We start from the raw sequence: 23,487 nt of genomic DNA on the forward strand, positions 1-23,487 counted from the left end.
CCGTAGGACGCAGAGACCTCCTCTTTGAGCGCTTTCCTACAGAATAATGGTTCCGCCGCCCAGTACATGCTCATCCTGATAAAATACCATGGCCTGTCCCGGTGTTGCGGCGCGTACCGGTGCGTCAAAGGTACAGAGCACTTTACCGTCCGGCTGTTTTGTCAGAGTTCCGTATTCTCCCTTATGGTTGTAACGGATCTTCGCCAATACTCTGGTGGGCTCTGTCAGATCTTCCACTGTCATGTAATTCACATGATCGCACAGCACTTTATCCGTAAAGAGTTCCTGATTGGAACCGATGACGACTTCATTGGTTTCGGGACGGATGGCGGTGACAAACACTCTTTCCCCCATAGGAAGTTCCAGTCCTCTGCGCTGTCCCAGTGTATAATGGGTAATGCCCTTATGCCGGCCTAAGATCCTGCCGTCCTCCGTGACAAAATTGCCCGGTCCCGGCACCTTTTCGCCGGCTTCTCTGTCAATAAAGGAAGCATAATCATTGTCCGGCACGAAACAGATCTCCTGACTGTCCGGCTTATGCGCCACCGGAAGTCCCGCCTCCTCTGCCAGGACGCGGATTTCATCCTTGGTATATTCACCCACCGGCATCAGGGTATGTGCCAGCTGCTCCTGGGTCAGATTGTACAACGCATAGGTCTGATCCTTGGCTGCGGTAACGGAATTACGGATGGCAAAACGGCCATTCGGCAGCCTGTCAATCCTCGCATAATGTCCCGTGGCAATATAATCCGCCCCGATCTCCAGGCTTCTCTGCAGCAGGGATTCCCACTTCACATAACGGTTGCAGGCAATACAGGGATTGGGGGTATGGCCTCTTAAATACTCTGCCACAAAATAGTCCATGACATGGCATTTGAATTCCTTCTTAAAGTTCATGACATAATAAGGAATCTCCAGTCTCTGTGCTACTCTTCTGGCATCATCCACCGCCGACAGTCCGCAACAGCCACCGTTGGCTTCCTTGGCTGCTTCCTCTTCGTCCTGCCAGATCTGCATAGTGACGCCGATCACGTCATAGCCCTGTTCCTTCAATAACATGGCTGCCACGGAGGAATCTACTCCCCCGGACATGCCTACTACTACTTTTTTCTTCATAGATCTTAATAATCTTCCTCTTCTTCGCCCTCACTGATGTCATTCTTGGGCTTCTGCAGTCCTTCGATGGTGATATGGTTCTTCTCTGCATAATCCCACAGTGCTGCATGAATCGCTTCCTCTGCAAGCAGTGAGCAGTGTACCTTTACGGGCGGCAGTCCGTCCAGAGCCTCCATTACAGCCTTGTTCGTTACCTGTAATGCTTCCTGAATGGTCTTACCCTTTACCAGTTCGGTAGCCATGGAGCTGGTAGCTACGGCAGCGCCGCAGCCGAAGGTCTTGAACTTTGCTTCCCGGATGATCCCGTTCTCGTCAATGTCCAGGAACATTCTCATAATATCTCCGCACTTTGCATTGCCCACGGTACCTACGCCGCTGGCATCCTCGATCTCCCCTACATTTCTGGGGTTCTGAAAGTGGTCCATTACTTTTTCACTGTACATGTATCTGTTATCCTCTTCTTTCTCACTTAATTGTTCTTCTGGCTTTTCAGGAAATCTTCATATAAAGGAGACATATCCCGCAGTCTCTGTACGATTTTCTTCACTTCTTCCGCCACGATGTCCATCTCTTCCTTCGTGCTTTCCTCAGATAAGGTCAGACGCAAGGAGCCGTGTGCTTCCTCATGCTTTAAGCCGATAGCCAGCAGTACATGGGAAGGATCCAGAGATCCGGAAGTACATGCGGAACCGCTGGAAGCGCAAATGCCCTTCATATCCAGCATGATCAACATGGATTCTCCTTCGATGAACAGGAAGGAGAAGTTGATATTGTTCGGAAGTCTCTTCGTGCGGTGACCGTTCAGCCAGCAGTGAGGGATCTCGTTCTCCAGACGTCCGATCAGATAATCCCGCAGTTCGATCTCCTTACGGGTCTTGGTATCCATAATACGCATAGCGCGCTCTACAGCAGCACCCAGTCCCACGATACCAGGAATGTTCTCTGTACCGGCTCTGCGGCTTCTCTCCTGTGCTCCGCCATGTACAAAGGAACGGATCTTCACACCCTTGCGGATATATAAGAAGCCGATACCCTTGGGGCCGTTTAATTTGTGGCCGCTGGCACTGAGCATGTCGATGTGCATTTCATCCACATTGATGGGAACCTGTGCATACGCCTGTACCGCATCGGTATGAAACAATACACCGTGCTCCTTCGCGATCTCACCGATCTCGGCAATGGGTTCAATGGTACCGATCTCGTTATTTGCAAACATTACACTGATCAGAATCGTGTCAGGGCGAATGGCTGCCTTCAGTTCGTCCAGACTGATCAGTCCGTCTCTGTCCACATTCAGATAAGTGATCTCAAAGCCTCTCTTCTCCAGATACTCACAGGTATGGAGAATGGCATGATGCTCGATCTTCGTGGTAATGATATGTTTTCCTTTGGAAGCATAGGCTTCTGCGGTAGCTTTCAGCGCCCAGTTATCGGACTCGGAACCGCCGGCAGTAAAATAGATCTCTTCCGGCTTTGCACCCAGACTGTCTGCGATGGTCTGGCGGGCATGATCCATGGCCTTCTTGCTCTCGGCACCCAGACTGTAGATGGTGCTGGCATTGCCGTAGTATTCACTGAAGTACGGAAGCATCGCATCTACGACCTCCGGTGCCGTTTTGGTAGTTGCTGCATTATCTAAATATATCATATTGCCTCATTTCCGCATATTTTCATGCTTATTTCACTGTTATTCATGATAGCATTCACCGCGCAGTTCTGTCAACAAGGTGGATGGAATATACTTTTGCAAGATCTTTTATCTGCAAAGGATCCAACGAAAAGCTATGAAGCATGCCAAACGTCATCCTCTGATCTTCGGTACTCTGATTCTGACGATCACCGGTCTTATCACCCGCATCATCGGTTTTTTCTACCGGATCTACCTGTCCAGGCTCTTCGGAGAAGAAGGAATGGGGATCTATCAGCTGCTCAGTCCCGCACTGTCTCTCTCCTTTTCCCTGACAGCTGCCGGCTACCAGACCGCCATCTCCAAATTCGTTGCCGCCAATACTGCGGGGCGGCGTTCCGATGACCTGAAAACGCTGCTGACCGGGGCAAGCATCACGCTCCCTCTGTCCCTTGGAGTCAATGCTGTCCTGTTTCTCGCCGCAGAACCCATAGGAATCTTCCTGTTAAAAGAAGCCCGTACCATATCCATGCTGCGGATTCTGTCCTTCTCTATTCCTTTTGCCGCGCTGCATGCCTGCATCAACGGCTATTTCTATGGAAAAAAGAAAGCTTCCGTTCCTGCCCTCACGCAGCTTCTGGAGCAGCTGGCCAGAGTCGGCTGTGTCTTTCTCGTCACCGGAGCCGATCTGTCTGAGGGGCGCACCCCCTCCATCAATGCGGCCGTCTTAGGTCTGACCGTCGGCGAGCTTCTGTCCATGCTGATCGCTCTGATCTGCCTGTACATACACCTGTATCCGGATGCCTCTGTTCTTTCCCTGCAAAATATCTGTCCTTCTTCCGCAGTCTACCGGGATCTGTTGGGCATGGCACTGCCCCTGACCGCCAATCGTATCGTTCTGAATATTTTGCAGAGCATCGAAGCTGTCTCCATTCCCCAGAAGCTTCTGCTCTACGGTTATGATACCACCACAGCCTTAAGTGTATACGGCGTACTCACCGGTATGGCCATGCCCATGATCTTTTTTCCCAATGCTCTCACCAGTTCCGTGGCGGTCCTTCTCCTCCCCACCATCTCCGAAAATCATGCAAAAGGTGACCGGGAAGCCGTATGGAACGACACTCTGCGTACCGTAAAATACTGCAGTCTCATGGGCTTTCTTTGTCTGTGCGGTTTTCTTTTTCTGGGGGATTGGATGGGAACCGAATTGTTCCACAGTGAACTGGCCGGGCATTTCATCGTGACGCTGGGATTCATCTGTCCTTTTTTGTATCTGGATACCACGCTCTCCAGCATTTTGCAGGGGCTGGGAATGGCGGGGCGGATCTTTTTCTCCAATGTGGTCTGTCTGCTGATCCGTCTGGCCTTTGTATTTTTCGCCATTCCACAGATCGGCATGCAGGGATATCTGTGGGGAATTCTGGCAAGTCAGCTGGTGCTGGCCGGAATCTATTTCTTCTGTCTGTACCGCTTTTTCAAAAAAGCGCTGCCTGAATTATCTGCACAAAAATACCTCCAGTGATCGGCTCTACGCCTGTCATCCGGAGGTACCTGTTCTCTTATTCTGTAAACACGGTCTTGCTGCCCACAAAGTACTGATACTGCTGCAGGATCTGATCCTTACGCATATCGGAGATCGCTTTCTCCACATCCAGAGAATGGATATCACTGTCTCTGCCGATGTATCCGAAATCATCCTGCTTGTGGAAAGTAATGGAGATGTCCTCCAGTGCCGCATTGGCGGAGGGCTTTTTCTCTGCCGCCTGTGTATTCTCTGCAGGAGAGCTGTCTATCTGATTCGAAGATGCTACACGGGATTCCTGTTGCGGGACTTCCGTGATCACTGTCTTCGCCGGCTGTCTGCTATAATCCGGTGCCTGTATGCTGTAATCCTGCATTCCGCCGATTCCGTTCACTCCGCTGATTCCCATGTACCCACCTCCTTGTCCTTTGTTTTTTTCTAATACCGCACTCCATTTTCCGAACAGCTGTTATAAAATGCGGAATTTTATCTTCTTTTCAACTATATTATCGACGCTTTTCGTCAAAAGTTAAGTCCTGTTGTGATTCTAGTTGTGATTCTTGTCGTTCAGAACGCTCTTCAGCTCATCCATGAAGGTATTCACGTCCTTGAACTCCCGGTACACGGACGCAAATCTCACATAAGCAACCGCATCCAGATCCTTTAACTTATTCATCACAAGCTCACCGATGGTGCCGCTGGGGATCTCCCGTTCTTCCCTGTTGAAAATCTCGTTCTCCACCTCATCCACCAAAGTCGTGATCTGCTGTGCGCTGACCGGACGTTTATGACAGGCTCTGAGCACCCCTGCCTCGATCTTGGCACGGTCATAGGCCTCTCTGTTATTATCCTTTTTAATAATGATCAGCGGAATCGTCTCGATCTTCTCGTAAGTGGTGAATCGCTTGCCGCATTCATCACATACACGACGGCGGCGAATGGAGTTGTTATCTTCCGCCGGTCTCGAATCGATGACTCTGGTATTTTCATGGCTACAGAACGGACATTTCATAGGCATCCTCCTTATAAAAACCACGTGTTATTTATGTTAAGATTATAGAAGATTCAGCAGTTAATGTCAACTAAAATTATGTCCGGTCCAATCTGTCTGATGTCCTTATACGGGATGACGATATTCGGCTCACAGCGCAGAAATGAAAGCCACTGGTTGCATCCCGGCACCATGATCTTACAGATGCATCCGCTGCACTCATCGAACTCCAGATCACATACATGCCCCAGCTTTTTACAGTCTCTGACATTGATTACATCTTTGCATTTTAACTCGGAAAAAAGCATACTCTGCTCCTCCCGTTTTCTTTCTATTTATTATATGATACCGCTCCGCTTCCCGTTCGGGAAAAACTGGAAAATCTTTCTTGCCGGTATAGTCACTGACTCTCCTGTGAATACTGTAGTTATCAAAAATCAGCAACGATTCAGAAAACTTGGGAGGTCTCTATGGTACAGGGAAAAGTAGAAATCTGCGGTGTCAATACAGCAAAACTGCCTTTGCTAAAGGCAGCGGACAAGGAAGCTCTCTTCGCAAAGATCCGGGAGGGAGATACCGCCGCCAGAGAGACCTACATCGAAGGCAACCTGCGTCTGGTCCTGAGCGTGATCAAACGCTTTTCCGGCAGTGCGGAAAATGTGGACGATCTGTTCCAGATCGGCTGTATCGGTCTGATCAAGGCCATCGACAATTTTGATTCCACGCTGGGTGTAAAATTTTCCACCTACGCGGTTCCAATGATTATCGGTGAGATACGCAGATTTTTACGGGATAACAATAGCATCCGTGTTTCACGGTCTCTGAAGGACACCGCCTACAAGGCAATCTACGCCCGCGATACCCTGACCAGGAAAAATCTGAAGGAGCCCACCATGGAAGAGATTGCCGCAGAGGTAGGTATCTCCAAGGAGGACATCGTCTATGCCCTGGATGCCATGCAGAATCCCATGAGCCTCTACGAACCGGTCTACACCGACGGTGGTGACACCCTCTACGTCATGGACCAGATCAGTGATAAAAAAAATAAGGAAGAGACGTGGGTGGAACATCTCTCCCTCAGTGAAGCCATGAAACGTCTGAACGACAGAGAGCGTCATATCATCTCTCTGCGCTTTTTCGAAGGAAAGACCCAGACCGAGGTCGCCGATATGATCGGCATCTCCCAGGCCCAGGTCTCCCGTCTCGAAAAAAATGCATTGAAAGCTATGCGGGGCTATCTTACCGCATAGACCTTGATCCTCGTATTCTCTGTAACGTATGATACACCAGCCAAAACATCCAGTATCCGATGATTCCTCCCAGCACATTGGTCAGGATATCATCGATCTGAAAATAACCTCTGCCGGTAATGAGCTGGAAAGTCTCCACTCCCAGGCTGGTCGCAAAAGCCGCAAAGATGTTCCTGAAAAATCCCCTAAGCCAGGGAAATGCCCAGGGGCATGCAAAGCCATACGGGATGAAAAGCAGCACGTTTTCCACCACGAAGGCGTTATTTCTCGTATTGATCCCCCAGGTGGAGAAAAGCTCCAGATCCATGGCACGGTTCCGGCTGCCATCCTCTCTGGAGAAAAAAGTGATCACCAGTATGATCATGAGGTACAAAGAAAACACCATGAGACCTGCCATCGGAAAGGCTTCTTTTCCCTTCCGCTCCCTCCTGGCATTCATTGCATTCAGGATCAGTCCCATGACGGCACCGGCCATCACACCATAGGGCAGATATTGTATGGCACCGTTCAGATCCCTTATTATATATTTCCAAATCATTCTTTCTTCATCCTATATCTGTCTCTTAAAATTCCCGTTTTACATCTGGTAAGTGTCCCAGCGGGAAGGCGCCTCGTCCCATAGCTTTTTGTTCTCAAATAATCTGTCGTTCATCCAGCCGACCGCATCCACCACTCCATCCTCGTCAAAGGAGAACATGGCCCTCTGTTTCTTCTCCTCCGGTGTCTTTAAAAAGTTAAAGGGCTCCGGCCAGACCGTCACGAGAAGCTTTTTGCCGCCTTCCGGATCCTCAGTCTGCTCCAGACGGTAACGCATCCCCTGGTGGCATCCGGTGAATTCCGTCTTTTTTAAATATTCCATTGATAATATATCATCACGTTGTATCATGTATTTGTCCTTTTTGGTTACTTCCGATTCCGTTACCTGAAAACTATCCTGTCTGTATTATATGGTTCACGAACTGCTCTGTTGCCACGCAGCTCCCACAATTCTGCACATGTTATATAGTATCATGTATCCGTCCCGAATGCAAAGTCAAATATGCAGGCTGATCTCCTTTTTCAGCTGCCGCATGATCTTTTTCTCCAGTCGGGAAATATAGGATTGTGAGATTCCCAACAGATTGGCCACTTCCTTCTGGGTCATCTCCTGTCCGTCCACTGTCCCCAGTCCGAACCGAAGTCTGACGATGGTCTTCTCCCGCTTGGACAATTTGCTCACGGCATTCATGAGAAGCTTCCGCTCCACCTCATTCTCTATACCGCGATAGATCACATCCTCATCCGTCCCCAGAATATCCGACAACAGCAGCTCGTTGCCGTCCCAGTCTACATTCAACGGCTCGTCAATGGAGACTTCCATTTTCGTCTTGTTATTCCGGCGCAGATACATCAGTATCTCATTTTCAATGCACCGGGAAGCATAGGTTGCCAGCTTGATATTTTTCTCCGGATTGAAGGTGTTGATGGACTTGATCAGCCCGATGGTGCCGATGGAGATCAGATCCTCCACCCCCACACCGGTGTTGTCAAATTTTTTGGCTATGTAGACCACCAGACGCAGGTTATGTTCGATCAGGATGGCTTTCGCCTCATCCTCGTATTCCGTCCCCAGATCACCGATCACCTGATTCTCCTGCTCACTGGGCAGGGGCGGCGGCAGTACCTCCGCGCCACCGATATAGTGGACATCTCCTTTCCGGTGCAGCAGATAAGGCTCCCTGCGCATCATTTTAAACTGCATTTTTCCCGGTATTGCTATCTTTAAGACCATATTTACTCCTATCTGCCACATTGTGCCTTGCCGGATCGTCCGGCTCTTTTATTTTTTCCTTCTTCCTTCGTGCTTTGTTCGTCTCCTGCAACAGCGCAGGAGGTAACAGCATCGGGATCTCTTCTCCTACGATCTCCTCCTCACTCACTGCCAGGTATACATTTCTGTATTCTCGTTCCACACCCTGCTGTATGAGCGTCATCTGCGGCACCGGATATCCCTTAAGGATCCCGCTCTTTTTCCCTACACTGTGATAAGGAATCACCCGGAATCCAGGCAGTCCTTCCGGCCACAGCCGATAAAATATCCGTGCGTCCAGCACCGATACCGGTGCTCCGCTGATAGGTTCGGTCAGGGTATTGCCGGAGTCTACCAATGCATGAATGCGCAACGGTCCCTCCGCTCCCTGTAACACTACCTCACAATAGCAGGCTTGTTCCGCTTCCTTTTTGCGCCCCCACACAAGTATCCAGCCGGAGAATGCTCCGACTCCCAGGGTCATACCGATCCCAGGCAGATAATTTCTTCCCATCGGGAATCCCCGAAGCAGTGCCGCCAGAATGCCTCCGATCAGGAAGGTGGACAGCATCAGTTTTCGGAAATAGTTCCACAACGTCCCAAGGCTGCGAATGTGAAATGTCACATACAGCATAAGTATTGTCCCCGGCAGAAAACAAAGCAACAGCTTCCCGGCGGCTGTTCCTTTCCATAAAAAAGGAAACAGATACCAGACCGCTCCGACCCCTGCTCCCGCAAGCAGCCGGTACCACGTGGCAGTGTGGCCCATGCTGTGATCCACCAGGCAAAGCAGCAGCAGATTCATCCCGAAATTGAGGAGGAACAGACTGTCTAAGTAGAGTTCATAATGCATCACACCCCTCCTTCAGAAACATTATAAAGGGTGGCATCAGCGGATTTTGTCAAATTTTCATCCGCCGGAACCTTTTTCTTTCCATTGTTTTCGACATCGTCCCTGGGGAAGTCTGCGACCGCCATCACTCCCCGGACTCCGCTGTCTCCTCCGGTTCTTCGGTCTTCTCCAGTCCCAGATAGGGCAGAATATTTTCGTACAGCTGCCTTATGATCGGTGCTGCCACCTGCCCCCCGTAGTAGATGCCCTGGGGATTATTGATAATAGCAATGGCGATGACCTGGGGATCATCCGCCGGAGCGAAGCCGATAAAGGAAGATATGTAACGTCCGCTTCCTCTGGGCAGAGTCTGGCTGGTTGCAGTCTTGCCGCCGACGCGGAAGCCCTGTACCTGACCGTTTCTGCCGGAGCCTTCCGCCACTACCATTTCCAGAATGTAGCGCATAGTAGCCGAAGTCTCCTCCGAGACGATCCCCGTCTGCACCGGATAGTAAAAGGTCTCTTCCACCTCCCCGTCCCGGGTCAACGCTTCAATCCCGAAATGTGGCGTGATCCGGTTGCCGCCGTTGATAATGGAGGACGCCGTGGTCAGCAGCTGGATTGCTGTGATCTGGAAAGACTGCCCGAAAGCCACGGTAGCCAGCTCCACATTTCCCATATCCTCTTTTTTATGCATGATAGTCCCAGCTTCTCCCGGCAGGTCGATGCCGGTGCGCTGTTTTAGGCCGAACTGTTCAAAATAATGGTAGTAATTGTCCACACCGAGCCGTAGGCCGACGGAAATCAATGCCGGGTTACAAGGGGTCTGGAACTACTGTCAGAGTTCGGGTTGGTGGCATACTTTTTTAACGTGCTGGGTACTCTACCACCTCCCAATAGCATTCGCTATGTTCGAACTTTTCCTTGATATAAACGATCCTGCCCTGCTCCTTTAACTGTTGGATACTGTGCCAGGTATAGCTGTAGGTGTTCCCCAGCCGCTCCGCCATCTGTGGGATCGTAATGTATTTTTCACTTCGGATCAGTTCCAGTACTTTCTCGTTGTAGGCTTTCCGGTTGCGGTCATAGATGGTTTCTTTTTTGTAGGTGAAGGAAAAGTAGAATAAACTGTAATCCGATTCCACAATGCTGTATAGTTCAAATTTACTCCGCATCAGTTCCCTGCTCATGGTGACATCCATATCCCCGTTGTTATGAATCTCTATGACCTCCACACAGCCATAGAGAATTTCCAGAATCGCCTGCTCGTTATAATTTTTGTTTTCTATGGTATTCCGGATCTGCTGTAAGCGGCGGTACTGATCCGCCAGACTCTTCTCCCCGTCTTTCTGGCCCTCTATCTTTTCTTCCAGTTCCCGAAGTTCCGTTTCCAGTCTGTCCTTGTAGATTCCAAAGTCCTCATCGGAAATCACTCCGTTCATTAACTTATGAAACAATACATCCTTATTCCGTAAAAGGAGTTCACGCTGGGTTTCCAGTGCCTTCAGTTTTTTTCCATTGTCGGAATTGCATAATGCCTTTTCAATGGTATGAATCGTATCGTTGATTAAACCGGAAGAGATATGGAAAAGGTAGGCATATTTTTCTTTCAGTGCTGCCGCCAGTTGCTTCTCTAACTCTTTCTCCGCTATCACCATGTTGTCACAGGTGCTTCGGGTTCTCTGAAACTGCTCGCTGCATTTCCACGTGATGACTTTTTCGGAATGAAGTTTGTAGTGCATTCTGTAGTATGGCTTCTTGCAATTTGCGCAGACCAGTCGGTTACTCCATTTGTAGGTACCTGCCAGTCCCTTGCAGCACCCCATCTGGAACCGCCTTGCATCTATGATCTGAACGATCTTCTCATGGTATTCCCTGCTGACGATGGGAGGAATCACGTTTTCCTTATAGATCCAGTCCTCCTGCGGGAGTTTCACACGCTCCTTGGTGTAGAAGTTGCTGACTTCCTTATGTAAAATGCAGTCTCCATGCAACATCGGAGAGGTCAGCATTTTCTTCCATGTATTCGCCGCAATACGCACAGAAGGCATCTTGTGATACCCTGTGGTTCCCTTGCTCCGCACCCCTCGGTCATACATGATGTTGGCTAAACGGTAAAAACCTATCCCCTGCTCCACCAGTGACAAGGCGTAGCGAAGTTCTGTGGCTTCCTTTTCGTTGACTGTCCACCAGACACGCTTGGTGTTCTCGTCGATAAACTCCACATTCCGATCCCAGCCGTATAAGGGTCTGCATATATGCAGTGCCTTGGAACCCGTGGCATAGATCTGTCTGTTGCTGTGAATATCTCTGATTTTCTTGGAAGTGATCTTACTCTGCTCTGCATCCACGATGGCCTGCACAGAATATTTTATATCGTCCCTCTCATGGTCATAGATGTGGTCATCCAGATAAAAATACAGTTGAAACTTCTTTTGCAGATGCAGTTTCACAAAATTGTGCCATTCCGCCTGATCTCTGCAAAGTCTGTCCGAACATTTCACAACCACCAGATCAATCCGATCCGCCTTAATGTCCCGAATCATCCGCTGATATTCCAGACGATGCTCCGCCTCCGTGCCGGTCTCCGGCTCTATATACTGATCCACGATCGTAAGGTGATTGTCCTCCACCAGTTTCCTCGTGTATGCCACCTGCACATCCAGTGCCTCCATCTGTACCTTCTTCTCCGTAGACACCCGGTTGTAGATTGCCACCCGTGTCTGCGGCGAAAATTTTGAAAGCTCGCTCATTTCTGTTTTCCTCCTTTTTCTTTTACATACAACAACTCCACAATGTCCTCATATTCCTTCTCTGATAAACTTCCGTCCTCGTACAGTAACCGTACAATTCCACACTGCACCTCTGTTTCCTTCCGTAAGGAAACCTCCCGGTTCTTTGCTGCTCTCTTAGCGCCAGATCCAGTTGCCATTCCATCCTCCGAACGAGGTTTTTACCAGTGTATGCCATTGAAACGCTGACCTACACAAAATGCAAGATTATTTCCGCTATTTTCCGAATGTTTTTATTCTTTCATAGCAGTGCATCGTTAATTATTTAACAAGTAAATATACCTCTTAATTTATTTAATCTAGCGCACAATACAAATGCGTTCCGTTTTCAAAAGGTGTGCTGTTACTGCTACGGGTATGGCTTCGGTGGGGACGATGTAAAGTGGTTCGGAAATAACCTGCTCCGAGGTGGGGACGCTATGCGATCAGGGGGAACGCTGTGGAGAAATCGATGAACGTATCAGGGTGAAAATTGAAAAAAGGTCAGTGCGGAGGAAAATAAGTGACTATTGCGCTTTAGAAAACTAACAACCAGTCTGAAAATGGTCTACTACTTCCAAAAATGAGAATGTCGGGTCACATGACAGATTGGCTCCTGTGGTTCACAGTGCTTTCACCACTTGTTCGGATGGTGCTGGTGGATTCATGGAAATGCTGCGTGGAAAACTTGAAAATATTTTTCTGAAATGCTTTATTACTGTTTTTTGCTTTGTCTGCGATTAAAAAATCACATGGTAGATGGGTGTAGGTTTTGATGGGTGGGGAAATTACTAACCAGTCGGGAAAAGGTGATAAACGGATTTTTCAGACACTGACTTTTCTTTTTCTCCGCACACCTAACTTTTTTCAGGAATTTTCCTGTATTTTTCACAAAAATATTTTTTATCGGAATTGCGTTTTTCTCATTTGACAGTTATTTATATTAAATTTTGAAAATTGGATTTTAATATAAAAAGATTTATGCTTGAGAAGTGTTGAAAGAAAAAAGCCATGGTACAGAAATGGAACTACTGCACCATGGCTTGCCGGGAAAGCATTGTTATGAAAGACCTCTGATCCGCTTTTTGTAAATCTGTACCAGACTGTCATAAAAGGCATCATTCGCCCTCCAGTTGCCATCGTTTGGCATCATATAAGCGGCGATCTGCATTTCGCTGCCATCGGGGAAACACAGGTAAACCAGATAAAACTGCTGTACTTTCCTCGTTAAAATCATGGGACGCAGACGCTGTTGTCTGGGAATATATACAGTGTCATCGTATCCTCTATTGCTTGTGGTGTTCTGTGCCATCTTCTCAGTCCTCCTCTTCCGGGTAGCGTACCGTCAATCGAAGATTGATGTCAGGGTTTACTTCCGTAAGTTCCTCTACCTTTTCCTTCAGCCTGCCATACTCTGGTCGGTCAAATTCTTTTCCCGTCCATTTATCCTTGTAAAAATACTTTGCTTTCAAATCAGGCACCGCATTCAAAATCGAAGCCTCCTGTCTTGCTAATGTCTGATTCTTGGAACTAACTCTGGCATACGCCATCTCAATATACTGATTCTCTACTGCATCTGTCATGTTCCTGTCCTCCCAATCACCTGAAAACTATACTTTTTCAGACATTTCAAACACTATGCAGTCAAATGTCCGAAAAACTATCAAAAATAAAATTAAAATATTTGACTTCCTATACCACCTTTGTCAGATAATTGGTCTGGAAACAAAAAGAACCCTGCCTACAAATTGCATAGGCAGGATCCTTTGAAAATTATATATTTTTTGTTATATACTGAATCAGTCGTATTATATAATTTCTGGCTTTCTCGCATAACCAGACGAATGCACAACAGATAAACATAAAACATGCAAAATTAAACATTGACTGATTACTTAAAATCTGCATGATAAATTCTATCTCCATGTTCACACCTCCTGCTTACAGCATTCCAAAATATTTTAATAAAGCCAGCCTGAGTAACATTTCCTCAGTGATGTACTGTACTTTTGATTCTATGAGGGGGATATCTTCCTCTCTGATGCTCTGAAAATTACCTCTGCGGTCATGGCGGCAGATAAAACAATCCCCGGCTATGATCGTTTCGCTCTCCGGTATTGCCACCCTCGGTTCCAGTCCTATCAGCCACCCCTCTTCATTGCAGATCAGGTCTATCTCTTCTGTCAACGCCGTACATTCTATCAGACCTCCGACAAACGCCTGCTCTGCCTTGAGAGAATTTTCTATTTCCATGATTCCTTGCTTATCTTTCGTGTATCCATATACTTTCATACTGCTGCCCTCCGAAAAGAAACGGACACCCCATTACAGGGTGTCCGACTTCTCCTTATCCTCTTTCTGTTTTCCATCCGCCACAGGTGCTGTTGGTTTTTCCAAAGATGCCACCACTACCGCACCATTTTCCAGTTTCGCCCCGGCACTGATGATATGCATATCCAACAGCGTTTTTACTTTTTCCTCCGTGAAGCTGGTTCTCTCATATCGGGAGGAAATCACATCATACATGGTATTTCCCTTTTCCTTATGTGTACCGATCACAATATAGAAAAGGTTGGCTAAACAGTCCTCCTCGACCATAGGAATTAAAGTGTTGGTGTGGATTTTCTTCATCATGTTGGTGGTGAAAAATGTCTTTTTATCCATTACCAGTTCCCCTGCTTCGGATAACTCCAGACCATAAACCTCATCCGTGGTAATGCCTTTCAAGGCATCTTTGATCTGCTTCTCTGTCAGTTCCACGACTTCCCCCTTGGGTAAGCTGTAGGCTTCATAACAGATTGCTCTTGTTCCTAAAAAGATCTCGTTGGTTACTACTAATTTTCTGCACATAATTTTTTCCTCCTGCGTTTCGCATTTACTATTTTGTTTCGGACATTTTCTTTTCTGTCCTCCTTACATTTAATACAATAACGCTGGGAAAATGTTTTGGCAGTGGCGAGAATAGCCAGAGATTTTATAGGGTGATTAGTGATGATGTAGAAGCCTCATGCCCTCTACAAAATAACCAATTTTGACCCTGGCAATTTTGGTGTATATTTCAGAAAAATAAACATCAAAAAAAAGCAACCGCCTCTCGCCAGGAATAGGTTGCTTTCCTTGTATCCACCTTTTCAAATCTGCTGAAGCTGGTAACCGCTGTCCTTGCAAATGGATCTTGTGTCTAAATCTATCAGCTTATCTACGGTACCCTTATCTTTACAACAGTATTCACACTTTTTATCGCATATATTTATCACTTGCTGTTGTGCCATTTTTTCTTTTATGTCACTGCAATCTCTCAACCAACATTCCGCCGATTTCCGGAACGCTCCCACTGATTTCGTTATAGCAAAATGACCGTTCCCTTTTAATGCCCTTGTTACCTCCATCAGCAGTTCGTTTGCAAAGTGTTCTCTGTTTTTTCCTGCGCTGTTATGTAAATCAATAAAGTTCTGAATCTCACGACTGGTATCAAAATAATCTGTTCCATTTTGCAAATTATCATGTACATACTGTAATGCAGCAATGACCACATTTTCTGCCACGGGGTTCTTCAAGTACATCGCTAAGACTTCGTCATAGGAAAGGTACAGATCCTCAAAGCACCAATAGGATGTAGCAACAAACTCAGCGCCTTTTTTCATGCACAGCCTGGTTCCCCATTTCACAAAGTCATGTGCAATAAACCCTTTGGTATTGTTTGCCACACAGTCAACCGCTACAAATACTTTATCTCCTGCCTGCAATTTGGGAAATATGCCTAACACCTGCGCCTTTAAGGTTGTATTTCCCGAAGCAGTCTGTCCATCACTCCCGATTGGAAATGATACTAACAGAAAGGAATCCACAGATCTGAATGTCTGGGCTACACATTGCCAGAAATCACGGGCTGAATTTGAATCCTCTGTAATGATATACAACAATTATGCCCACCCCCGTACATAACACTCATATTCCAACTGCAGTTCCCCATCCTTCTTGCACAACGTCCCGAAATAGTTCGGTGACAACTCGATTCCCATAGGTTTTCTTAAAAATATCAGGTATCTGTTGTACCCTCTGTCCGCATTGATAATTTCTACCATCTGTTCATCCAGTATAAGCTCTGCTCTGTCTATTATGATAAGCTTACCCTTTTGTAAGGAAAGCTTGTCCTTATTATCCTTTGATACAATAAAAATATTGTCAGCATTATACGGCTTAAAGCTGGCATTATTATTATCGTTGATGTAGCTTTTCAACATAGTGCACAGTAAAGATTTTCCCGTTGCACTATCCCCATGCACTATGGTCTTATTTCCCCGGAATTTTAAGTTATATTTATTTCCGTTTACATCCGTAAATTTCAAAACATTGCTTTGCCAATCATAACACTGTTGCATGTTACCTCCCCATAAACTACACCATGAAAAGTAAGTCTGTTATTCTTTCGGAATCGTTGATCAAATACTCTCTGTTACCGCATTCATATATTTCATCCTCATGCTCCAGGACGATTCCTATGTCCATATTAGTCTTATCAATATAACAGAAAAGCTGCTCTAACGCATTCTTTCCGCATTCCGTTGCATTAATCGCTCTGACCGTCGGGTATACCTTCTGGTTCTCTTGCAGAAAAATGCAATTCAATATGGTTTTGCACCCCGTTGACAAGTCCTGAATACCAGTAATGCCGTAAGGAGTTTCTATTTTCCCGATATTCTGATCCAATAGCTTTGCATGGTCAACTTCTTCCATGACCTTAATAGAATTTTCGGAAAGGCTTTTTGCAGATACATTGTTATTAAAAAAAGAATCATTGTCTATGATGATTTCGTTGTCTTTAAAATATTTGCCTGAGGTATATAATCTAACCATACTTCACCGTTCTCCTTTTCATTTATTATACCGCCTAATTCACAAAATTACAAACCACCGTTTTGAAATTCCCCGTTTCTCCCCACTCGCACCCCAACCTCAGATCCAGACCCTCTGGTTACAACTGTTCTCCATGCACTGTACAAAAGTCTGGCCGCCATGTCCGGCAATCTTGTGGCAGCGGATCTTACGGTCATCCACGATGATAAATCCGGGGCAGGAAAAGGTGCTTTCCGGGGTCACCACTCCCGCCTCCAGTCCCGCAGCGGCCGTGATGATCTTGAAGGTGGATCCCGGTTCGTAGGTGTCGTTGATACAGCCGTTTCGCCACATGGCATTCAGCTTTTCCTGTTTCTGTTCCGCCGTCAGTGTGGCCGGGTCCACCGCCACAATGCTGCCGTCCTCCTTCACTTCCGTCAGCTCCGGTAAGGTATAAGGGTCATTCAAATCAAACTCCGGATAATTCACCATAGCCAGGATCTCGCCGTTCTGCGGATTCATAGCCACTATATAAACACTGTCCGCCTCCTTGGTAGCACAGGCCTGCGCCGCCAGCTGTGTAGCATACTCCTGGATGTTCCGGTCGATGCTGATACGAAGATCCATGCCCGGCACCGGTTCCACCCGACGCTCCCCTGCCGTATCCACCTCGATCCCCTTGGCGTCCGTGATCGTCAGGATCATTCCCGGATCCCCCTGCAGGATCTCTTCATATACCACTTCCAGTCCGATGATTCCCTGATTGTCTCCTCCGGTAAAACCCAGCACCTTGCTGGCCAGATCCCCGTAAGGATAATATCTCTTGTAATCTTCGTCCACTTTTACCCCGGCCAGATCATATTCCCGGATCCGGTCTCCCACGGTCTTATCCACGTTGCTTTTCACCCGCTCGATGGAGGAATATTTCTCCACCCGCTTTCTGGCCTCTTCCTCGGAGATTCCCAGTTCCTTCACCAGTATGGCGATCACCTGCTCCGGCTCCTCGATCTGATTGTGGATCACCGATACCGTACAGACCATCTTGTTGTCCGCCAGCACGACCCCGTTGCGATCCAGAATCCGTCCTCTCGCCGCCTTGATGCTGCGCTCTCTTTCGTGCAGCCTTGTGGCCGCTTCCTCATAATATTCCGCCCGCCATACCATCAGATACAATAGTCTTCCCAACAGTCCGCAGAGCACTGCCGCACATACGAAAAATATGGTCATGATCTTCTTCCGATGAAAGAAACGATTCTGATGATCTGCCATAAAAAAACCTCACAACAAGAGCTTTTTACATTTTATTGCTCTTGCTGTGAGGCTATTCGTCAGATTACCTTACTATTCATTCTGCTGGTTCAGCAGATTATTGTTGACCGGGCTGTCCCCCAGGGAATCATCGCCGCCGACATCCGCTCCCGTAACAGGGTCAATCAGTCCACCGTCAATCGGGCTTACCAGATAACCGGTGGCCGGATCCACCGGATAATTTCTCCAATCCTCGGAAGGCGTTGTATTATCACCGCCCTGAGCGTCGCCGGTTCCATCTCCACTGCCCGTCTGATCGTCTCCGGTCTGTCCATCACCGGTTCCGTCACCGTTATTCTGATCTTCACCGTCCTCGGGCTTCTGGGTATACTGATTGGTGATCTCGATCTGTTTTTCTGCCAGCTCCTGGATCTCCTTCTCAGACAGCTCCTCCGTCATGAAAATATTCAGGTACGGCAATACTTCCGTCAGAACATTTCGTACAATACCGGTTGCGAACTTCGCATCATCCTGCGGTGATGCATTGGCACGATCTACGACCACATAGATAGCAATCTGGGGATCATCCGCCGGTGCATATCCCATAAAGGATACGACATACTCACCGTTTTTACGGGGAATGGTCTCTGCGGTACCGGTCTTGCCACCGATGGCGTAGCCTGCAGGTCTTGCGGTTCTACCGGTTCTGCGGTCACCACCCTCTTCCATTACGGTAGCCCGGCAGTACTGTCTGATCTTCGCCGAGGTGCTCTCGGAAATGGTCTGACGCAGTACTCTGGGCTCGATGTTTTCCACTGTTGCGCCGTTAGAATTGGTGATCTTATCCACCATATGCGGCTCATAATAATAACCGCCGTTGATCAGGGAACAGAATCCCGTGATCATCTGGATCATTGTTACATTAAAGTTCTGTCCGAAACTGTTGGTAGCCAGATCGGCACTGCCCATCTGATCCACCGGGAACAGGAGGCTTGCCGTTCTCGCTTCTCCTGCCAGATCCACGTTAGTCTTTAATCCAAAGTTAAAGGTCTGTTGGAATTTGGCAAACTCTTCTTTTCCCAAAGTAGCTGCAATCTTCATCAGCGCCACGTTGCAGGACCAGGCAATGGAATCCTGTACGGATACATCTCCTTCACCGCCGGAACGATAGCTGTGACACTTGATCGTATGTCCGCCGACTTCCAGAGATCCGTTACACTGATAGTGCTCGTTGCCGGTGATAGCACCGCTCTCCAGTGCTGCCGCCACAGTAAACGGTTTTGCTGTGGAACCCGGCTCGTAAGTAGTGGAGATACAATAGTTCTTCCACAGGTAATTCAGGTTGTCCAGCAATTCGTCATCCGTTAAGGCATCAATGTCTTCCTGCGTAAAATAGGTATCTGTCTTGGTCAGAACATCATAACCGTTGGCATTGGTCACCATCTCGATCTTACGGGATCCCAAAAGGGCGTCCGTATTTCTGGTGTCGTTCAGGTCATAGGTCGGATAGCTGGCCATGGCCAGAATGTTGCCGGTATTTACCTCCATAATAATGCAGCCCACATTTTCCGCACCGTTACCGGGATGTACCGCATCCTTATGCTCATCGTTGAATTGTTTCAGATATTTTTCCACGATACCCTGGATATTGGCATCAATGGTACTGTGTATCGTATTGCCGTCCACGGCCGGTTTGATGGTCCGCTCCAGGTTGGCATCATCATTCAGATATCCATACTCTCTTCCGGTGGTTCCGTTCAGCACATCATTGTAATACTCTTCCAGTCCGTACTGTCCTTCGTTGTCCGATCTGGAGAATCCGATCACGTCCGCCGCCAGGGAACCATTGGGATAGACTCTCTTGTATTCTTCCTGGAACCAGACGCCCTTGATCTTGCTGTCCTCCAGTGCTGCCGCCTGAAAACCGCTGATCTGATCATAGGTCAGCCTTCTGAGAGGGACATACCAGGAAGAATCCGGATGACTGATCACATACTGTCTCACTGCCGTCATATCCAGATCCGGGAAATTTGCGGACAGCGCCTCCATCGTCGGTTCCAGATAAGTCTCACGGCTTAACATTACATAGGAATCAATGACCAGATTATATACCTTCTCGCTGACTGCCAGTTTTGTTCCCTTGGTATCCACGATGTCTCCGCGGCGGAACGGCAATGTCACGGAGTCGTATTTCTGCTGTGACAAAACCTGTTTTTCGTAGGTTGCTCCATCCGCTTTCACGATCCAGGACAGTCGGACAGACAGCAGAATAAATGCCAGTATGATCAGGGCATACAGGCATAAAAGTTTTTTCTGCATCTTTATGGAAAATTTCTTAGGCTTCTGTTCCTTCACGCTTTCTGCCTCCCAGACTTAGTTCTGGCTGGTATCCGCCTGACGCATATAGTCGTTGCTGCTACTTGCGTAGGTAATCACCTGTCCCTCGGTGGCATAGGTCATTCCCAGCTCGCCGATGGCAATTCTCTTGATCTCTTCCAGGTTAATATTACTGGTGATCCGGCTGTACTCTTCATCATTTGACAGCTTCAGAGAGTTTAGCTCACTCTCCATTCTGGACACCTCTGTGATCTTGGTGGTCAGTTCTGACTGCATCTGGATATAATTTACCAGAAAAGCAGCGCAGGCGATCAGGGCTCCCATCAGAAAAGTGACGTAGCCGATGCTCATATGTCTTGCTTTTTCTCTGTTTTTTCTTGTCTCATGAGACAGTTGTCTCCGAGGCTCCTCCATCTGCCTGCGGATCTGTAAGTCTCTTGCTGTATTATCATATATGTAAGGAGTATTGCTTACTCTTCTTCTCTGTGCCATACTCTTTCTCCCCGCTTTCACTACTAAAGTCTTTTATTTTTTCTCAAATACCCTGAGCTTTGCACTCTTGGATCTGCTGTTTACTTCCAGTTCTTCCACACTGGGAAGAATGGGTTTTCTGGTGATCACCTTTCCCTTGGAGACCTTACCGCATACGCACACCGGAAATTCCGGCGGACAGGTGCAGGGATTCTCATTCCTGCGGAATGCGTTCTTCACGATCCGGTCCTCCAGGGAATGGAAGGTAATAATGCAGAACCTTCCGCCGGGATTCAGCAGATCGATCAGCTCGTCCAGCGCCTTTTTCAGTACTTCCAGTTCCTGATTACATTCGATACGGATTGCCTGGAAAGTCTGCTTCGAAGGATGTCCGTTCTGTCGCATCTTTGCCGGGACTGCGGCTTTGATGATCTCATTTAATTCAAAGGTGGTCTCAATGGGCTTGTCTGCCCTGTTTTTCACAATGTGTTTCGCTATATTCTTGGCAAAAGGATCTTCACCGTAATCCCGGATGATGTGATACAGTTCCATCTCGGAATAATTGTTGACGATATCTCTCGCTGTCAGGGTCTGCCTGCGATCCATCCGCATGTCAAGAGGGGCATCAAACCGATAGGAAAATCCTCGGTCTTCGGTATCCAGCTGATAGGAAGATACTCCCAGATCCAGCACGATTCCGTCCACGCCGGTGACACCATATTCTCTGAGGGCCTCCACTGCATTCACATAATTGTTGCGGATCACGGTCACTTTATCTCCAAACGGCTGCAATCTTGCGGATGCTGCTGCGATTGCTGCATCATCCTGATCAATGCCGTAGAAATGTCCGTTTTTCAGGCGTCTGCATACTTCGTAGGCATGTCCTCCTCCACCTAAAGTTCCGTCCACATAGATGCCGTCCGGGTTAATATTCAGTTGTTCAATGGTCTCATGCAGCATCACAGAATAATGATTGAATTCCACGACGGTCATCCTTTCTCGGTCACGTTTTTCACCCGTTAAATGGTCAGTCCCAGTCCTTCCATGGTGCTGGTGATCTCATCCATATCGGTATCGGAGTTCATATTCTCCCATTTATCCTTGCTCCAGATCTCCACACGGCTGCCGACGCCGACCAGTACCACGTCCTTTTCCAGTCCAGCGAATTCTCGCAAGTGTGCCGGCAACAGGATTCTTCCCTGCTTGTCCACTTCTACCGTAGCTGCACCGGCCAGGAAGAAACGGGCAAATTGTCTTGCTTCTTTATTGATCAGAGGTAATGAGGTCAGCTTCTGTTCAAAAGCATTCCAGTCATCGTTGGCATACACAAATAAGCAGCCATCCATTCCCTTGGAAATCACAAATTCCTCTCCTAAGATTTCTCGGAATTTCGCCGGAATGATCAACCTGCCTTTCGTATCTAACGTATGGTTGTACTCGCTCATAAACATCGCACTCACCACCATTCATCCAAAAGGGGACTGCCACGAAAAGGAGGTCATTTTTCTAAAAATCTACCACTTTGTGGCACTTACCTCCACTTTCTCCCACTTTTATTATGATTTTATACTAAAATAGGGTATTTTACAAGAGAAATCAAGTGGCTTTTTTCGACAGCTCCACGTAAAAAAGCGCCTTGTCATACGGCAAAGGCGCTTTTTGCTACAATATCTGGTATAAAAATAAGAGCAAACACAATATCTATGTATTTGCTCCTGTTTCGATATTCTTAATAAATTTTTAAAAATTTTTAATATTTTTCCACTTTCGGCTGTTTTTCCAGGCGGATACGTACCACAACGTCCGTCACCACTGCGAAGATCACCATGCACAAGGATAATACCTGTGATACGGCGAGGGTCGTTCCGGGGATAAACAGGGTATCTGTCCGGATACCTTCGATCCAGAATCTGCCAAGACCATAGCCTCCGAAGTACAGCAGACAGATCTCACCCTCGAACTTTTTGTGCTTGCGGTACACTAGCATAAGGATCAGGATCATCAGATTCCACAGGCTCTCGTAGAGGAAAGTGGGATGTACCTGAATGTAATTGGTCCCATCGATAATGTGAGCTGCTACATTCTCAGAAATATCCCGGCTGCGCACAGCTTCGATAGGAAGCCGCATGGCCAGAAAACTGTCCGTATATTCCCCGAATACTTCACGGTTCATAAAGTTACCCCAGCGGCCGATGATCTGTCCCAGGATCAACCCTGGCACACACAGATCTCCCAGCCGGAACGGGTTGATCTTCTTGATCCTGCAGTAAATGAGCAGTGTCAGGAATGCTCCGATCACACCGCCGTAGATCGCCATACCGCCGTTACGGGTATTGAAGATGCTTAACAGATTGTCCTTGTAATAGTCCCAGGCAAAGACCACGTAATAGATTCTGGCTCCGATCACGGAAAAGATCACGGCATAAATGGCGAAATCCCAGATCGTATCCGGATTTTCTCCTGTCACCTTTGCCTGATGCACCGCCATCAGAATGCCTGCCAGTACCCCGATTCCGATGATCAGGCCGTAAAAGGCGATTTCGAAACCGAATACGGAAAAGCTTCTGGGAACATTCTCCAGGTAAATGCCTAAATGGGGAAATGCAATATCTCCTGCATTCATCATAATATTTATTTCCTTTCTTGGTACTATCCGGCTTCTGCGCGCTTCGCGCTCCCGAATCCGGCACATACATT

At 47.7% G+C, this 23,487-nt stretch carries 26 protein-coding genes and 2 pseudogenes; 2 read left to right on the forward strand and 26 right to left on the reverse strand.

Features of this window, described 5'->3' with window-relative positions; all coding sequences use genetic code 11:
- Positions 1 to 36: 36 nt before the first annotated feature.
- From mnmA to nifS, 3 genes are read right to left on the reverse strand one after another with little or no spacing between them, the layout of a single operon-like run.
- Positions 37 to 1,116 (reverse strand): tRNA 2-thiouridine(34) synthase MnmA, encoded by a 1,080-nt coding sequence (gene mnmA, locus OCV96_RS02045; protein WP_022313478.1) that lies wholly within the window; start codon positions 1,114 to 1,116, stop codon positions 37 to 39.
- A 5-nt stretch (positions 1,117 to 1,121) separates the two neighbouring features.
- Entirely contained in the window at positions 1,122 to 1,559 is a 438-nt protein-coding gene (gene nifU / locus OCV96_RS02050) for a Fe-S cluster assembly scaffold protein NifU (protein WP_022154150.1), read from the reverse strand.
- A gap of 26 nt (positions 1,560 to 1,585) precedes the next feature.
- Positions 1,586 to 2,764, reverse strand: a complete 1,179-nt coding sequence (gene nifS / locus OCV96_RS02055) for a cysteine desulfurase NifS (RefSeq protein WP_022313477.1) — start codon at positions 2,762 to 2,764, stop codon at positions 1,586 to 1,588.
- Between the two features lie 136 nt (positions 2,765 to 2,900).
- On the opposite strand from nifS, the gene OCV96_RS02060 reads away from it, so the two are divergent.
- Positions 2,901 to 4,265 carry a polysaccharide biosynthesis protein gene (locus OCV96_RS02060; protein ID WP_262593367.1) on the forward strand — a complete coding sequence of 455 codons (1,365 nt, stop codon included), beginning with the start codon at positions 2,901 to 2,903 and terminating at the stop codon, positions 4,263 to 4,265.
- 37 nt (positions 4,266 to 4,302) lie between these two features.
- Here the strand turns inward: OCV96_RS02060 and OCV96_RS02065 are convergent, their stop codons facing one another.
- The 3 genes from OCV96_RS02065 to OCV96_RS02075 form a co-directional block, all read right to left on the reverse strand.
- Positions 4,303 to 4,674 carry a hypothetical protein gene (locus OCV96_RS02065; RefSeq protein WP_262593368.1) on the reverse strand — a complete coding sequence of 124 codons (372 nt, stop codon included), beginning with the start codon at positions 4,672 to 4,674 and terminating at the stop codon, positions 4,303 to 4,305.
- A gap of 138 nt (positions 4,675 to 4,812) precedes the next feature.
- Complete coding sequence (gene nrdR / locus OCV96_RS02070; protein ID WP_022313475.1) at positions 4,813 to 5,277, reverse strand: transcriptional regulator NrdR; 465 nt, start codon at positions 5,275 to 5,277, stop codon at positions 4,813 to 4,815.
- Between the two features lie 53 nt (positions 5,278 to 5,330).
- Positions 5,331 to 5,564 (reverse strand): YlmC/YmxH family sporulation protein, encoded by a 234-nt coding sequence (locus tag OCV96_RS02075; protein WP_022313474.1) that lies wholly within the window; start codon positions 5,562 to 5,564, stop codon positions 5,331 to 5,333.
- Positions 5,565 to 5,726: 162 nt separating this feature from the next.
- Between OCV96_RS02075 and sigG the strand changes: the two genes are divergently transcribed.
- Positions 5,727 to 6,506, forward strand: a complete 780-nt coding sequence (gene sigG, locus OCV96_RS02080; RefSeq protein ID WP_118502548.1) for an RNA polymerase sporulation sigma factor SigG — start codon at positions 5,727 to 5,729, stop codon at positions 6,504 to 6,506.
- Here sigG and OCV96_RS02085 read toward each other — a convergent pair.
- The 20 genes and pseudogenes from OCV96_RS02085 to lgt all read right to left on the reverse strand — a co-directional run bounded on the left by OCV96_RS02085 (position 6,496) and on the right by lgt (position 23,416).
- On the reverse strand, positions 6,496 to 7,044 hold the full coding sequence (locus tag OCV96_RS02085) for a VanZ family protein (protein ID WP_118668721.1): 549 nt from the start codon (positions 7,042 to 7,044) through the stop codon (positions 6,496 to 6,498). The genes sigG and OCV96_RS02085 overlap by 11 nt on opposite strands.
- Positions 7,045 to 7,083: 39 nt before the next feature.
- Complete coding sequence (locus OCV96_RS02090; RefSeq protein WP_022313472.1) at positions 7,084 to 7,392, reverse strand: hypothetical protein; 309 nt, start codon at positions 7,390 to 7,392, stop codon at positions 7,084 to 7,086.
- A gap of 147 nt (positions 7,393 to 7,539) precedes the next feature.
- On the reverse strand, positions 7,540 to 8,277 hold the full coding sequence (gene sigE, locus OCV96_RS02095) for an RNA polymerase sporulation sigma factor SigE (protein WP_022313471.1): 738 nt from the start codon (positions 8,275 to 8,277) through the stop codon (positions 7,540 to 7,542).
- Positions 8,237 to 9,148, reverse strand: a complete 912-nt coding sequence (locus OCV96_RS02100; RefSeq protein ID WP_262593369.1) for a sigma-E processing peptidase SpoIIGA — start codon at positions 9,146 to 9,148, stop codon at positions 8,237 to 8,239. Before OCV96_RS02100 ends, sigE begins: the two co-directional genes overlap by 41 nt.
- A 124-nt stretch (positions 9,149 to 9,272) precedes the next feature.
- Positions 9,273 to 9,947: pseudogene (locus tag OCV96_RS02105) on the reverse strand (penicillin-binding transpeptidase domain-containing protein); the annotation flags it as partial.
- Positions 9,948 to 9,993: 46 nt separating this feature from the next.
- On the reverse strand, positions 9,994 to 11,880 hold the full coding sequence (locus OCV96_RS02110; RefSeq protein ID WP_262593370.1) for a recombinase family protein: 1,887 nt from the start codon (positions 11,878 to 11,880) through the stop codon (positions 9,994 to 9,996).
- The gene (locus tag OCV96_RS02115; protein ID WP_262593371.1) at positions 11,877 to 12,059 is read right to left on the reverse strand and encodes a hypothetical protein; all 183 of its coding nucleotides are present in this window, start codon (positions 12,057 to 12,059) and stop codon (positions 11,877 to 11,879) included. The genes OCV96_RS02110 and OCV96_RS02115 overlap by 4 nt, the downstream gene beginning before the upstream one ends.
- An 899-nt stretch (positions 12,060 to 12,958) precedes the next feature.
- Positions 12,959 to 13,210: a hypothetical protein gene (locus OCV96_RS02120; protein WP_178050114.1), complete on the reverse strand. Its 252-nt coding sequence runs from the start codon at positions 13,208 to 13,210 to the stop codon at positions 12,959 to 12,961.
- Positions 13,211 to 13,214: 4 nt separating this feature from the next.
- The gene (locus OCV96_RS02125) at positions 13,215 to 13,481 is read right to left on the reverse strand and encodes a recombinase family protein (RefSeq protein WP_227063120.1); all 267 of its coding nucleotides are present in this window, start codon (positions 13,479 to 13,481) and stop codon (positions 13,215 to 13,217) included.
- 358 nt (positions 13,482 to 13,839) lie between these two features.
- On the reverse strand, positions 13,840 to 14,190 hold the full coding sequence (locus OCV96_RS02130) for a DUF3846 domain-containing protein (RefSeq protein WP_227063122.1): 351 nt from the start codon (positions 14,188 to 14,190) through the stop codon (positions 13,840 to 13,842).
- 33 nt (positions 14,191 to 14,223) lie between these two features.
- Positions 14,224 to 14,748, reverse strand: coding sequence for a hypothetical protein (locus OCV96_RS02135; RefSeq protein ID WP_227063124.1), 525 nt, complete (start codon positions 14,746 to 14,748; stop codon positions 14,224 to 14,226).
- A gap of 281 nt (positions 14,749 to 15,029) precedes the next feature.
- Positions 15,030 to 15,665, reverse strand: coding sequence for a hypothetical protein (locus OCV96_RS02140; RefSeq protein WP_227063125.1), 636 nt, complete (start codon positions 15,663 to 15,665; stop codon positions 15,030 to 15,032).
- Between the two features lie 156 nt (positions 15,666 to 15,821).
- A complete protein-coding gene (locus tag OCV96_RS02145; protein WP_227063127.1) occupies positions 15,822 to 16,280 on the reverse strand; it encodes a hypothetical protein in 459 nt (152 codons plus the stop codon).
- A gap of 16 nt (positions 16,281 to 16,296) precedes the next feature.
- Positions 16,297 to 16,755, reverse strand: coding sequence for a hypothetical protein (locus tag OCV96_RS02150; protein ID WP_022312575.1), 459 nt, complete (start codon positions 16,753 to 16,755; stop codon positions 16,297 to 16,299).
- 117 nt (positions 16,756 to 16,872) lie between these two features.
- Positions 16,873 to 17,961: pseudogene (locus OCV96_RS02155) on the reverse strand (peptidoglycan D,D-transpeptidase FtsI family protein); the annotation flags it as partial.
- A 114-nt stretch (positions 17,962 to 18,075) separates the two neighbouring features.
- The gene (locus tag OCV96_RS02160) at positions 18,076 to 20,337 is read right to left on the reverse strand and encodes a peptidoglycan D,D-transpeptidase FtsI family protein (RefSeq protein WP_262593372.1); all 2,262 of its coding nucleotides are present in this window, start codon (positions 20,335 to 20,337) and stop codon (positions 18,076 to 18,078) included.
- 18 nt (positions 20,338 to 20,355) lie between these two features.
- Positions 20,356 to 20,811 (reverse strand): FtsB/FtsL family cell division protein, encoded by a 456-nt coding sequence (locus OCV96_RS02165; protein ID WP_022312572.1) that lies wholly within the window; start codon positions 20,809 to 20,811, stop codon positions 20,356 to 20,358.
- Positions 20,812 to 20,844: 33 nt separating this feature from the next.
- Complete coding sequence (gene rsmH / locus OCV96_RS02170) at positions 20,845 to 21,774, reverse strand: 16S rRNA (cytosine(1402)-N(4))-methyltransferase RsmH (protein ID WP_262593373.1); 930 nt, start codon at positions 21,772 to 21,774, stop codon at positions 20,845 to 20,847.
- A gap of 35 nt (positions 21,775 to 21,809) precedes the next feature.
- The gene (mraZ, locus tag OCV96_RS02175; RefSeq protein WP_262593426.1) at positions 21,810 to 22,241 is read right to left on the reverse strand and encodes a division/cell wall cluster transcriptional repressor MraZ; all 432 of its coding nucleotides are present in this window, start codon (positions 22,239 to 22,241) and stop codon (positions 21,810 to 21,812) included.
- A gap of 299 nt (positions 22,242 to 22,540) precedes the next feature.
- Complete coding sequence (gene lgt / locus OCV96_RS02180; protein WP_118668725.1) at positions 22,541 to 23,416, reverse strand: prolipoprotein diacylglyceryl transferase; 876 nt, start codon at positions 23,414 to 23,416, stop codon at positions 22,541 to 22,543.
- Between the last annotated feature and the right edge of the window lie 71 nt (positions 23,417 to 23,487).

Source organism: Waltera acetigignens (assembly GCF_025567015.1).
GTDB lineage: Bacteria > Bacillota > Clostridia > Lachnospirales > Lachnospiraceae > Acetatifactor > Acetatifactor acetigignens.